A 13,887-nucleotide genomic window follows, 5' to 3' on the forward strand; every position below is an offset into this window, starting at 1 on the left:
TTGATTTTATACTTCAGCTTCGACAGGTCGAGGAATAAAGAAACTACAAACTAAGGCTAAAATTGTAATGATTAATCCTAATAACATTCCATTAAAATAACCCTTAACGGTATAACCACTTATCATTTGTACAGCAGGCAATAAAGCAAAACTTAATCCTGCACCTAAATTAAAAGCCCCTGCATTCATGCCTGGCAGAAAACCTAAGTTTTCTTTAGGCGATAAGACTATACCAAGACCATTTAAAATGATATTCGCCATTCCTGCATAAAAAATACCTAATGCAATAACACCAATAATTAATATCGGTAGTGAATCAATCCCGTAGAACATGATCATTAATTGACTAATGACACATCCTATTAAACCTAATTTAAGTACCTTATTGTAACCTAAACTTGGCGCCAAACGTCCAGAAAATGGCCCTATCAACCACCCAATTAAGGCATAAGGTGTTAATAAAATAAGTGAAGCCCAATCAGCTTCTAAACCAAATCCGATTTCAGTATTTTGCGCTAATGACATCACTAACCCATTAACGACGGCAAAAATCCCTGTCATAGTTAATAGTGTGGTTAACAATATTGCCCAAGTTGCTCTGGTTTTTAAATGTACTATCGTTACTAATGGTTGTTTACTGGTTTTTTCTGTTTTCCAAAATAGAATAAAACAGATACCAGCAAAAATAGTTAATCCTATGACTTTAAACCAGTTGGCAAGGGCTAAATTCCCTGCTTCATTTAGCGCTAGTAACAATGCAGCAACGGTAAGCACAATGAACAGCACGCCTAACCAATCCATTTTGGTTCCTTCAGAAGGTTTAGACTCAGGTGCATAACGATGAACAAAATAGGTAGATAGCGCTGCGGAAATCGCAATAACCCAAAACACCGAACGAAAACCGCAATAAGTTGCAAGCAGACCGCCGGCAATTGCATCTATGCCAGCAATACCGCCATTTACAGCAGTCACTATGCCCATTAACATGCCATATTTTTTGACATCTTTAACTTCATGACTGAGCATCAGTAAACAAAGTGGAACGACTGGCCCTGATACACCTTGAATAATTCGCGCAATATATAATACAACGATATTCGGTGCAACCGCTGCAAGCACCGTACCTAATGTCATAATAAACAACATAATCGTTAAGACTTTTTTACGACCTTTTATATCACTTAAACGGGGTAAAAATAATGAAAACAGTGCAGCAGAGGTAAAAAAAGCGGTTTGGGATAATCCGACTTGAGCGTCGTTAGAACCTAATTCTTTAGCAATAGTGACTAATACTGGGCTTAACATACTCGCATTGAGTTGAAATGCTACACAAGCAGCAAGCAATGCAAACATTAATGTTAGCATACTATTTTTTTTCTGGCTTAATTCGGCCATATTTTACCTCGTTAATACTTATTATTGGACAATACTTGGTTTTACCATAACCTCAACAGCAAATTACAGAGCTATTAATTGTTACGTATAAATCAAAACAACACTGTTTTGTGTTTATAAGACTGACACTAAAAATCCCAACGATTTAATATCAATTGGGATAGGTTAACGTTTTATCTCGCCAGCATTATTTACTGATTTTTCCATAAATCTTTTTAATTGAACTATTTTTATTGAATATTCTGATAAATTCCAAGTTTTATACGATGAATCACAAGCCAACTAAACCTGTTTTCTTTCTAATAAATGCAAAGCTATCAGTAGAAGGAATGATCAATTTTAGGTAAACTAACACATCTATTTCTTCCTTAATTAGTTCACTATCAAAAAGATTTAATCACATTGGTTGCAGGGTAAATATTTTAATTTTAATTCACAGATTTAAAATCCAATTATTATTAAATTTAATATTAATATTTCGATAATAAAAAATAAATTCCCTACTCGCACCGTCGCTAATTTATGCTAAAATCGAGAAACATTTACAAGCTCACTTAACATAAGGACGTAACGCAATGCATATCGGTATACCTAAAGAACGGTTAGCCAATGAAGCAAGAGTTGCTGCTACACCACAAACTGTTGGACAACTGTTAAAACTTGGTTTTACAGTTTCAGTTGAACAAGGTGCTGGACATGCTGCTCATTTCGAAGACCAAGCTTTCATTGATGCTGGAGCCACAATTCAAAATACTCAAGATATTTGGCAAAATGACTTAATTCTTAAATTTCACGCACCAACTGATGAAGAAATCGCGTTGATGAAAGAAGGATCAACTCTCATTAGCTATATTTATCCTGCTCAGCATAAAGAGTTATTGGAAAAACTTGCTGCCAAAAACATAACAGTCATGGCAATGGATTGTGTGCCACGTATTTCACGAGCACAATCACTTGATGCATTAAGTTCAATGTCTAACATCGCTGGTTATCGTTCAGTTATTGAAGCGGCAAATCAATTTGGTCGTTTTTTTACCGGTCAAGTTACCGCTGCAGGTAAAGTCCCACCAGCAAAAGTTTTAGTCATTGGTGCCGGTGTTGCCGGTCTTGCTGCAATCGGTGCAGCGGTGAGTTTAGGTGCAATTGTTCGGGCATTTGATACTCGCCCTGAAGTTGCCGAACAAATTAATAGTATGGGCGCTGATTTTTTAGAATTAGATTTTGAAGAAGAAGCCGGTTCAGGCGACGGCTATGCAAAACAAATGTCAGCAGCTTTTATTGAAGCTGAAATGGCTTTATTTGCTGAACAAGCCAAAGATGTGGATATCATCATCACAACCGCTCTTATCCCCGGTAAACCTGCGCCGAAGTTGATTTCTAAAGAAATGGTAGAATCAATGAAACCAGGTAGTGTGATTGTAGATTTAGCGGCACTAACAGGTGGTAACTGCGAATTAACCAAACCAGGTAAAGTTTTTGAAACCAATAATAACGTTAAAATCGTTGGTTATACTGATTTAGCTAATCGTATGCCTGCACAAGCCTCACAGCTTTATGGTACGAATATTGTTAATTTGCTAAAACTGCTCGCTAAAGAGAAAGACGGCAATATTGATATCAACTTTGATGATGTTGTTATTCGTGGTGTGACAGTGGTTAAAGATAAAGAAATCACTTGGCCTGCACCACCAATACAAGTGTCGGCTCAACCGCAACAAAAAGCGACAACGCCTGTTGTAAAACCCGAACCGAAACAAATGGCACCACAAAAAAAATTTGGAATTCTGGCTCTGTTAATCATCGCCTATTTTTGGATTGCTAATTCAGTTCCGGAAAGCTTTTTAGGGCATTTTACTGTTTTTGCCTTATCCTGTGTTGTGGGTTATTACGTTGTTTGGAATGTCACCCACTCTTTACATACACCACTTATGTCTGTAACAAATGCGATTTCAGGCATTATTTTAGTCGGTGCCATATTGCAAATTGGTGATGATAATGGTTTAACGACTGCCATTGCCTTTGTAGCTATTTTGATTGCTAGCATCAATATTTTTGGTGGATTCTTTGTTACTCAAAGAATGCTAAAAATGTTCCAACGTGGCAAATAGAGGGGAGTATCAATAATGTTCAGTAATGGAATTATTCAAGCAGCCTATGTGATTGCTGCATTACTTTTTATATTTAGTCTACGTGGACTTTCAAATCAAGAGACAGCTAAATCTGGTAATATTTACGGTATGATCGGCATGACTATTGCACTTATTGCTGCCGTTGCAAGTATTAAAGGTGGATTGCATTGGATCATTATTGCCATGATTCTGGGTGCTGCTATTGGTTTATACCTAGCCAAAAAAGTCGAAATGACGCAAATGCCTGAACTGGTGGCATTACTTCATAGCTTTGTTGGGATGGCAGCAGTACTTGTTGGTTTAAATAGCTTTTTAGATTTAAATAGTGCAATACTGATATACCATAGTAGTGAAATGACCGTCCATTTAGTCGAGATTTTTGTCGGTATCTTTATTGGTGCAGTAACATTCTCAGGTTCTATTGTCGCATTTGGCAAACTTAATGGACGCATTAGCTCAAAACCGTTATCTATTCCAAATAAACATTATTGGAATTTAGCTGCAATTGTTGTCTCAATCATTTTAATGTTTACGTTCATTGAGCTAAAAACAGGCGCTGGCGCACTGGTCTGCTTACTTGCCATGACCATTATTGCATTCGTATTTGGCTTCCACCTTGTTGCATCTATCGGTGGTGCAGATATGCCTGTGGTTATTTCGATGTTAAACTCCTATTCAGGTTGGGCTGCCGCCGCTGCCGGATTTATGCTAAGTAATGATTTATTAATTGTTACCGGCGCATTAGTTGGTTCTTCAGGCGCCATTCTTTCTTATATTATGTGTAAAGCAATGAATCGCTCTTTCATTAGCGTTATTGCAGGCGGTTTTGGTACTGACGGTAGCTCAGCTAACACTACTGATGAAGAACAAGGTGAATATCGTGAAATGCAACCTGCTGAAGTTGCACAAACGTTAAAAGAAGCGCGTTCTGTCATTATTGTTCCGGGTTATGGTATGGCAGTTGCGCAAGCACAAGGCGCTGTCAGTAATATTACAGAAAAACTACGTGGTATGGGAATTGAAGTGAGATTCGGGATTCACCCCGTTGCAGGACGTTTACCAGGTCACATGAATGTATTATTAGCAGAAGCTAAAGTCCCTTATGATATCGTACTAGAAATGGACGAAATCAATGATGATTTTCCTGATACAGATGTTGTTTGGGTCATTGGTGCAAATGATACGGTTAACCCTGCGGCAGAAGAAGATCCAAATAGCCCTATCGCAGGCATGCCTGTACTTGAAGTTTGGAAAGCGAAAACGGTGATTATTTCTAAACGTTCAATGAATACGGGTTATGCAGGCGTACAAAACCCACTATTTTTTAAAGAAAATAGCTATATGTTATTTGGCGATGCGAAAGATAGTGTTGAAAAAGTATTACAGAATCTGTAATGATTATTGATTAAATCATTTTATTTAACTGCGGTTTAAACCGCAGTTTTTTTATAACCAAATTATAGGTTTTATTAAATAAAAAAATTAAATTAGCGATTTTCGAGTTTAATTTGTTCTTTATGATAAAGATAATAGGCGCCACGTGAAACCATACGAAGTTGAAATATAAGATCTTCGATGAGTTCCTGACGTTGAACGATATCAAAATCAATTGCTTCGGCACCCGCATTAAATGCAATGGTTACCATTGCCGCTGCTTGAGCTTCATTATAGTAATGGGGCATGTTATTGGCATTATCAAGATAATCAACCAGTTCAACAATAAAATGTTGTATTTCGCGAGCGATAGCGGAGCGAAAAGCTGATGAGGTTCCGGCTTTTTCACGTAGTAATAATAAAAAAACTTTCGGATTTTTATCAATAAACTCAATGAAAGTTGTGACAGAGGTGCGTAAGACACTGCCTCCTTTCTCAATACGTTTTCGAGCTTGACGTAATAATTGACGAAGTGTTAGACCACTTTCGTCAACCATTGCTAAACCTAACTCATCCATATCTCGAAAATGACGGTAAAAAGAGGTCGCTGCAATACCTGCTTCACGTGCAACTTCACGCAAACTTAAACTTGCAAAACCTTGCTCTGCGTTAAGTTGATTAAATGCTGCATCGATTAAGCTACGGCGTGTTTTTTCTTTTTGTTTTGCACGCACGCCACCTGATTTGCTATTTTTCATTTTTATTTTTAATAACTTTAAATAAATTGATTCGTTCTAAAATAATTATTTCGCCACGTTAAGTAATTTTTCTTTTTCAGCAAATACTTTTGGCATATGATCACGAATTGTTTTAGCAATGGTTTCATAACGAGACCGTAATGGTGAACCTGGTCGATAAATCAGCTCAATACTTCGTGAAGGAACAGGATCAGTACAAGGGATATAACAAATATTATCACGAGTTCGCTCGTTTGGCGCGGCTAACTCAGGAAATAAAGTAATTCCACGACCGGCTGAAATCATACTGCGTAAAGTCTCAAGACTTGTTGCTTTAAATTGCTTGTCTTCGTCGATTCCAACTTGGAAACAATAACCCATAGCGTGTTCACGTAGACAGTGTCCGTCTTCTAACATGAGGAATTTTTGCCCTTTCAAATCTGAAAGCTTGATGGTTTTTTGATTAGCTAAATCGCTATTTGTAGGTACAGCTAAGAACATTGGTTCATCAAATAAAGGTAACTCAATAAATTGTGCTGTCTCTTTAACTTGAGCAACAATCGCACAATCAAGTTTACCACTTTCAAGTTGTGCAACAATATTGGCCGTTTGAGCTTCGTGCAAATAAAGTTCTAATTGAGGAAAAGATTCATGTAAAACCGTGATGACATGAGGCAATAAATAAGGTGCAATGGTGGGAATTAATCCAATATGCATTGGCCCTGACATCTCTTCACCTTGGCGGCTTGCCATCTCTTTCAAAATTTGGATATTACGTAATATCTCTTTGGCTTGTTCTACAAGCATCATGCCAGTTTGAGTAAATAAAACCTTGCGACTAGTGCGTTCTAACAACATTACGCCAAGTTCATCTTCCAATTTTCTGATCTGTCCACTTAAGGTTGGTTGACTTACATTACAAGCATCAGCTGCTTTACGAAAATGCCGGAATTCAGCTAAAGAAACAAAATATTCTAAATCACGAATATTCATAATGCCCCCGATAAGTTATCAGTTAATAGTATATACTCAAGTGATTTTGGGAACTTAATTGCAGTATAAAAATTAACGGTAAAAATGTCTTGTAATCATGTTTTAACGTTGTGTCTGTTGCTGGAAATTATTGTTTCCCTACAATTAACTCAAAAAAATTCAAGTATAAGTTTAAATAATTATAATCAGTTCCATGATATTACATAGATACAAACGAAATTAAATAAGTCGTTTTGATTGAACGATATTACTATATTGTACTATATAAATAAATGTTATTTTTGATAATTGTATTTAAAAAAATCAGATAGAAAAATCATTGACTGTTTTACGACGACTTATTCAAGGAGTTTAATGATTACTTAATAGTTATTGGTTTGAGCCGTGGAAAGTTAAATTCAATTAGGCTATAATTCGGTATTATATTTGGTTTACAATTTATAACAAATTTTGAGGTGCGCTATTTTTAAACAAGTTTCCCGCTTTTATCGTAAAATGTTTTGCCATGATAAACACCCTGAATCACATTATGTGTCCATTCCTCGTAATGAACATAATATCTCTCGCAAAGAGATAAGTGAAAATGCGCTTAAAGTACTTCATCGATTAAATAAACAAGGGTATGAGGCTTATTTAGTTGGAGGGTGTATTCGGGATCTTCTTTTAGGCAAAAAGCCAAAAGACTTTGATATTACAACCAATGCGACACCAGAACAAATACAAAAGATTTTCCGTAATTGCCGTTTAGTTGGCAGACGTTTTAGACTTGCCCATATTATGTTTGGTAAAGAAATTATTGAAGTGGCAACTTTCCGTGGTGAACATGATAATCAATTGGATCAAACCAATATGTCTAGACGTTCGCAATCCGGAATGTTATTACGCGATAATGTGTACGGAACCATAGAGCAAGATGCTATCCGTCGGGATTTCACCATAAATGCACTGTATTACAGTTTAAAAGACTTTAGCTTACGTGATTATTGTGGCGGTATTGCAGATTTACAAAAAGGTCTAATTCGCTTAATCGGCGATCCTCAAGTACGCTACCGAGAAGATCCGGTCAGGATGTTAAGAACGGTACGCTTTGCCGCTAAATTGGATATGGAAATTGAAGCACAAACAGCAAAACCCATTAAGCACCTAGCACCATTATTGAAAAATATTCCAGCTGCTCGACTTTTTGATGAGTCGCTCAAACTGTTACAAACGGGAAATGGTTACGCAACTTATAAATTATTAAAAGAATATCATCTTTTTGAACAACTTTTTCCAGCTATTAACCGATTGTTCACAAATAATCAAAATAGCTTTTTAGAAAAAATCATTGAGCAAGTTCTTAAAAATACCGATTATCGCATTGCTAATAATAAAAGGGTTAATCCGGCATTTTTGTTTGCTGCATTTTTTTGGTACCCAATTATTGAGCAAACACAATTGACTTGTATTGAAGGTGGTTTGCAATTTCACGACGCTTTTTCTGTTGCTATTAACGATGTTCTTGCTGAACAATGTAAAGTGCTCGCCATCCCTCGACGGTTAACCTCTATTATGGGCGATATATGGCGTTTACAGCTACGCATGAAGAAAAGAGAAGGCAAGCGAGCATTTGCAATTTTAGAAAATCCTAAGTTTCGTGCTGCTTATGATCTTCTAGAAATGCGAGCATCAATTGAAAAAGGCGAATTACTTGAACTGGCTAAATGGTGGGATGAATTTCAATTTACATCGCCTGAAAAACGAGTAATCATGGTCAAACAACTCAATAAAACATTTAAACGCAAAGGAAAACGTTAATTTTTCATTCGCACTTTTATAAATAACCGTTATAATGTGTTAATTATAAAAAACATAATTAATTTTAATCATTGATGAAAAAATTAACGCCATCACTAATCACATTAACCATAGTTTTTTCCTTATATAACAATGTTTGTTATGCTATTGCTTTGCCAAAATCTGATAGCAATAACGCTCAATGTCTAAATAATGTGCCTAGATTTGATCGACCATTAGTCAATGGTAATATCAATACATTACCGGTTAATGCTGAATCAAACGAATTTGAAGCTAACTATCCAAATACAGCCACTTACAAGGGTAATGTATCAATTGAACAAGGCAATCGGGTTATAAAAGCCGATAAAGTGACAATAAACTCACAAAATAATACCCAAACCGTCACCCTCGATGGCAGTATCAATTATCAAGATAATTTAATTCAAATGAAAGGCGATCATGCATCGATGAATCTTAATAATAACGATACTGCAATAACATCAAGTAAATACCATTTGGTAAATCGCCTTGGTCGTGGTCAAGCCGATGAAATCAAACTTGAGAATAATCGTTATGTGATCTTGAAAAATGGTAGTTTTACGTCTTGTCCTATTGATAACAATACTTGGAGTATCAAGGGTACAACCGTAATTCATGACAACAAAGAAGAATTGCTTGAAGTTTGGAATGCGGTTTTTCGAGTGGGAAAAGTACCTGTTTTATATTCACCTTATTTACAATTACCTACCGGAAATAAACGACGCTCAGGGTTATTAATGCCGAATCTTAGCTTTAATAACAAAGATGGCGTTGATTTTTCGCTACCTATTTATTGGAATATTGCACCTAACTATGATGCAACTTTTCAACCAAGAATCCTAGTAAAAAGAGGATTTCAATTAAAAACTGAGTTCCGTTATCTTAACGAACTTGGTGCGGGTACGCTTGCCTTTGATTGGCTACAACATGACAGTCAATATAATAAAGACCGTGATAATAAAGCCAATGGTATTAATTATGATGATAATCGTCAACGCTGGTTATTTTATTGGAAAAACGATGAACTGATTAATTACAATTGGCGACTAAAAATTAATGCTACACGTGTCAGTGATAACCAATATCTTTCGGATTTAGATTCCGATTATGTTTCATCAACGGCGGGTTACCTTTCTCAGCTTTATCAGTTGGGTTATAACGACGAAAATTGGGACATTACATTAAGCCAATTAAACTTTCAGACTTTCCGTACTAATTTAAAAGATAATCTTTATCAAACTCAACCGCAGTTAGATATTACCTATTACAATTATGATTTCGGGCCATTTAAATTTAAAAACTATGCGCAAATCAGTCATTTTGTTAGCAAAGGGAAAAATGAACCTAAAACTTGGCGTACTCATATCGAACCAACATTAAACTATACGTTAACTAATTCTTGGTCTTCGATATCAACTGAAGCTGGTTTTATGGCCACTTATTACAATCAGGATTTACCGAGTAATAGTAACCGTTTCAAAAATCTTGATAAAAATGTCAGTCGATTTATACCCAAAATATCGGTTGATGGTAAAATTATTTTTGAACGAGATACAACCCTTATTGAGGGTTATACCCAAACATTAGAGCCACGTGTAAAATACATTTATATACCTTATAAGAAACAATCAAATATATTAAATTATGATTCGACCTTACTCCAATCAGACTATATTGGATTATTTAGGGATCAACCTTATAGCGGTCTAGACCGAATTCCATCTACTAATAAAATTTCAACCGGTATAACAACACGTTTCTATGATATAAATAAAGTTGAACGATTCAATTTTTCGATTGGGCAAACCACGTATTTTACTAAATCAAGAACCAGTGAAAACAATACCAAATTGGATAGAAACTCTGATACTGGTAGTATAACTTGGGCAGCAGACAACTTTTGGCAAATTTCAGATGAAATTGTATTTAGAGGTGGGGTGCAATATGATACTCGCCTTGATGCAATATCATTAGCCAACAGTATTTTTGAATATCGTCCTTCGAGTAATAAATTAATTCAATTATCATACCGTTATGCAAATCATAAATACATCGATACGGTTGATTTAAACTCGATTTATAATAACTATAAGCAAAATATTTCTCAAACTGGTATTATGACTACTTGGCCACTTTCTGAAACACTTTCAGCAGTTGGATCGTATTATCATGATGTCAAAAAAGGACAAATGGTCGATGGGTTTGTTGGATTACATTACAGCGACTGTTGTTGGGGGATGACAGTGCAATATGGACGAAAACTAACTGATTGGAATATCGATACGCATAAAAGTAAATATGAAAATAAATTGTCTTTAAACTTTGAATTACAAGGATTTGGACGCCGAAGTGACGCAAAAGCAAAAATGTTAAATTACGGCAAACTTCCTTATGTCTCAGCGTTTGAATAAATTGTTCAAAAAAACATAATCAATTAATTTATTACTATAGCAATGACACTATAGCAAAAAAATGAGTTAAAAATATGAAATTATTAAAACTAATTATTGCGTTAAATTTAAGTTTAAGTATTGGTTTGCTTAATCCTTTAACAGCAAATGCTGCGCCACGCGTTATTGAGCAGGTTGCTGCTGTTGTCAATAATAACGTCATTTTAGAAAGTGATGTTCAAGAAATGCTTAAAACCATTAAAGCAAGCACAAATCCTAACAATTTACCGAATGATAAAATACTTCGTCAACAAATCATTGATCGTTTAATTGTTGAAAACTTAATATTACAAAAAGCAGCTAAAGCTAAAATTACAGTCAGTGATGATGAAGTAACTAAAGCAATAGCTCAGATTGCAAGTGAAAATGGCATGACCGTCAATCAATTACGCAGTAAGTTATCAACGATGGGAATTAATTATTCAGCTTATCGTGAACGTATTCATAACGATATGCTAATTGATCAAACCCGTATGAATGAAGTTAGACATCGTATCAATATTTCTGACAAAGAAGTGGAAAATCTATCAAAAAGTTTGACCAAACAACTCACGAATAATTTAAGCGTAAAGATTAGTCACATTTTAATTGCTATTCCTGAGAAAGCGTCTAAACAACAAGTTGATGTTGCAACCGAAAAAGCACGGGATGTAATCAATCGAGCTAAAAAAGGCGAAAATTTTGCTAAACTGGCTGCCTCATATTCAAACGATGATCTTGCCTTAAAAGGCGGTAACATGGGGTGGCGTAAACTCAACGAGCTACCAACGATATTTGAAGAACGTTTAGTTCGTGCACCTAAGGATAGCATCATAGGACCAATTCGTTCTGGGGTAGGATTACATATTTTAAAAGTTGATGATACTCGCACTGAAAAACCAAAAGCAATTACTGTTCAAGAAGTGGATGCTCGTCATATTTTGATTAAAACAAATGTCCTTGTTACAGACCAAATAGCTAAACAGAAATTAACAGACATTCGAAAAGCAATCGTGAGTGGTGCTACCACTTTTGAAGCAGCAGCGAAAGCGTATTCTGAAGATCCCGGTTCAGCCGATAACGGCGGTAATTTAGGTTGGAGTATGCCAGAACGTTATGATACCGGCTTTAAAAATGGATTACTTAAACTTAAAAAAGGTGAAATCAGTCAGCCTGTTCAATCTGCTTATGGTTGGCATTTAATTCAGCTACTAGATACCAGAAAGGCAGACAAAACCGAATCAGCAAAACAAGATCATGCTTATCGACTTATATTTAATCGTAAATTTGCTGAAGAATCTCAAATCTGGATTCAAGAATTAAAAGGTGACGCATATATCAAAATCAAAGGTGTAGATGATAATGAATAATCGAGTTCACCAAGGACATTTTGCCCGTAAACGTTTTGGGCAAAACTTTTTACATGATGATTATATTATTGAAAGTATTGTTGCCGCAATTCAACCTAATAAAGATCAGGCACTTGTTGAAATTGGGCCTGGTCTTGCAGCACTAACTATACCCGTGAGTAAACTTGTCGATCACCTTACTGTCATAGAAATTGACCGTGATTTGGCGGAAAGACTAAAACAAAATCCTTTATTAACTGACAAGTTGACCATAATCGAACAAGATGCACTTAATTATGACTTTAATATACTTGCAACTGAATTAGGTAAACCATTACGCGTGTTTGGTAATTTACCTTATAATATTTCCACACCTTTAATGTTTCACCTTTTTGAATTTGCAAATATCATCACTGATATGCATTTTATGCTACAAAAAGAGGTGGTTACACGCTTGGTCGCAGCGCCGAATAGCAAAGATTATGGTAGATTGAGTGTTATGGCACAATACTATTGCCAAATCATTCCCGTTTTAGAAGTTCCTCCGAGTGCTTTTAAACCTGCGCCTAAAGTTGATTCGGCGGTAGTTAAATTAATCCCTTATAAGCAAAAACCTTACTTAGTTAATGATGTTAAGATACTTTCTCGATTAACTACTGAAGCCTTTAATCAAAGGCGTAAAACGATTCGTAATAGCTTATCCAATATGTTCTCTGTAGAACAACTCATTGAATTAGATATTGATCCAACGCTACGAGCTGAAAATTTAACTGTGCAGCAATATTGCCAGCTTGCCAACGCATGGAAATGATGTCATGGCAAACTTACTTATCGGTGATATTCATGGTTGTTATGATGAGTTTATGCGATTGCTTGAAAAAGCTGGATTTTCCTCAACCGATACGTTATGGTTAACCGGTGATCTTGTAGCACGAGGTCCTAAATCATTAGAAGTTTTAAGATTTGTCAAAACGAATACCAGCCAAATTCGGCTGGTATTAGGTAATCATGATCTTCATTTGTTATCAGTTTATGCTAATGTTACGCCGCCTAAAAAGAAAGATAATCTTGAAGAGGTGATCAATGCACCAGACTATGATGAATTGATGAATTGGTTACGTAAACAGCCTTTAGTTCAAATTGATGAAAAGTTAAAAATCATTATGACCCATGCAGGTGTCTCACCGCAGTGGGATATGGAAACATTAAAAAAATGTGCTCATGATCTCAATAAAATATTATCTAGTGATTCTTATCCCCTCTTTCTTGACAAAATGTATGGAAACTTTCCGGATGAATGGTCATCTGAATTACAAGGTTTTGATCGTCTACGTTATGCCACCAATGCGTTAACACGTATGCGATTTTGTTATGATGATGGTCGACTTGATTTTTATTATAAAAAACCACCTGAGCAAGCGCCAACCAAACTTAAACCCTGGTTTTTAATTCCTAGCCAAATACCGCCTGAATATTGTATCGTTTTTGGACATTGGGCGGCACTGAATGGTAAAGGTACGCCGGAAAATATTTTTGCACTTGATACGGGATGTTGTTGGGGTGGAAAATTAACTTGTTTAAGATTTGAAGATAAGAAGTATTTTAAGAAAAGAAATATTGAAGCTAAAAAATTAGATAAATCATTATGAAAGGGTCATTTACT

General features: G+C 35.7%; 10 protein-coding genes. 7 read left to right on the plus strand and 3 right to left on the minus strand.

Annotated features, from left to right (window positions below; genetic code table 11):
• Window positions 1-6 precede the first annotated feature (6 nt).
• Window positions 7-1,395, minus strand: a complete 1,389-nt coding sequence (locus ACGH6R_RS05145) for an MFS transporter (RefSeq protein WP_411599069.1) — start codon at window positions 1,393-1,395, stop codon at window positions 7-9.
• 575 nt (window positions 1,396-1,970) lie between these two features.
• Between ACGH6R_RS05145 and pntA the strand changes: the two genes are divergently transcribed.
• Both pntA and pntB read left to right on the plus strand, forming a co-directional pair.
• A complete protein-coding gene (gene pntA / locus ACGH6R_RS05150) occupies window positions 1,971-3,503 on the plus strand; it encodes a Re/Si-specific NAD(P)(+) transhydrogenase subunit alpha (protein WP_411599070.1) in 1,533 nt (510 codons plus the stop codon).
• Between the two features lie 15 nt (window positions 3,504-3,518).
• A complete protein-coding gene (pntB, locus tag ACGH6R_RS05155) occupies window positions 3,519-4,919 on the plus strand; it encodes a Re/Si-specific NAD(P)(+) transhydrogenase subunit beta (protein WP_411599071.1) in 1,401 nt (466 codons plus the stop codon).
• 92 nt (window positions 4,920-5,011) lie between these two features.
• Here the strand turns inward: pntB and fabR are convergent, their stop codons facing one another.
• Both fabR and oxyR read right to left on the minus strand, forming a co-directional pair.
• Window positions 5,012-5,656: an HTH-type transcriptional repressor FabR gene (gene fabR, locus ACGH6R_RS05160; protein WP_411599072.1), complete on the minus strand. Its 645-nt coding sequence runs from the start codon at window positions 5,654-5,656 to the stop codon at window positions 5,012-5,014.
• A gap of 45 nt (window positions 5,657-5,701) precedes the next feature.
• On the minus strand, window positions 5,702-6,628 hold the full coding sequence (gene oxyR / locus ACGH6R_RS05165; protein ID WP_267361364.1) for a DNA-binding transcriptional regulator OxyR: 927 nt from the start codon (window positions 6,626-6,628) through the stop codon (window positions 5,702-5,704).
• A gap of 462 nt (window positions 6,629-7,090) precedes the next feature.
• Between oxyR and pcnB the strand changes: the two genes are divergently transcribed.
• The 5 genes from pcnB to apaH all read left to right on the plus strand — a co-directional run bounded on the left by pcnB (window position 7,091) and on the right by apaH (window position 13,873).
• The gene (gene pcnB, locus ACGH6R_RS05170) at window positions 7,091-8,425 is read left to right on the plus strand and encodes a polynucleotide adenylyltransferase PcnB (protein ID WP_411589972.1); all 1,335 of its coding nucleotides are present in this window, start codon (window positions 7,091-7,093) and stop codon (window positions 8,423-8,425) included.
• Between the two features lie 74 nt (window positions 8,426-8,499).
• Window positions 8,500-10,857 carry an LPS assembly protein LptD gene (gene lptD / locus ACGH6R_RS05175; RefSeq protein WP_411599073.1) on the plus strand — a complete coding sequence of 786 codons (2,358 nt, stop codon included), beginning with the start codon at window positions 8,500-8,502 and terminating at the stop codon, window positions 10,855-10,857.
• 74 nt (window positions 10,858-10,931) lie between these two features.
• Window positions 10,932-12,245: a peptidylprolyl isomerase SurA gene (gene surA / locus ACGH6R_RS05180; RefSeq protein WP_411599074.1), complete on the plus strand. Its 1,314-nt coding sequence runs from the start codon at window positions 10,932-10,934 to the stop codon at window positions 12,243-12,245.
• Window positions 12,238-13,035, plus strand: coding sequence for a 16S rRNA (adenine(1518)-N(6)/adenine(1519)-N(6))-dimethyltransferase RsmA (gene rsmA / locus ACGH6R_RS05185; protein WP_411599075.1), 798 nt, complete (start codon window positions 12,238-12,240; stop codon window positions 13,033-13,035). The genes surA and rsmA overlap by 8 nt, the downstream gene beginning before the upstream one ends.
• A gap of 4 nt (window positions 13,036-13,039) precedes the next feature.
• Complete coding sequence (gene apaH / locus ACGH6R_RS05190) at window positions 13,040-13,873, plus strand: bis(5'-nucleosyl)-tetraphosphatase (symmetrical) ApaH (RefSeq protein WP_411599076.1); 834 nt, start codon at window positions 13,040-13,042, stop codon at window positions 13,871-13,873.
• Window positions 13,874-13,887 lie beyond the last annotated feature (14 nt).

Origin of the sequence: Gilliamella sp. CG13, assembly GCF_046635805.1 — a bacterium.
Lineage (GTDB): Bacteria > Pseudomonadota > Gammaproteobacteria > Enterobacterales > Orbaceae > Gilliamella > Gilliamella apicola_I.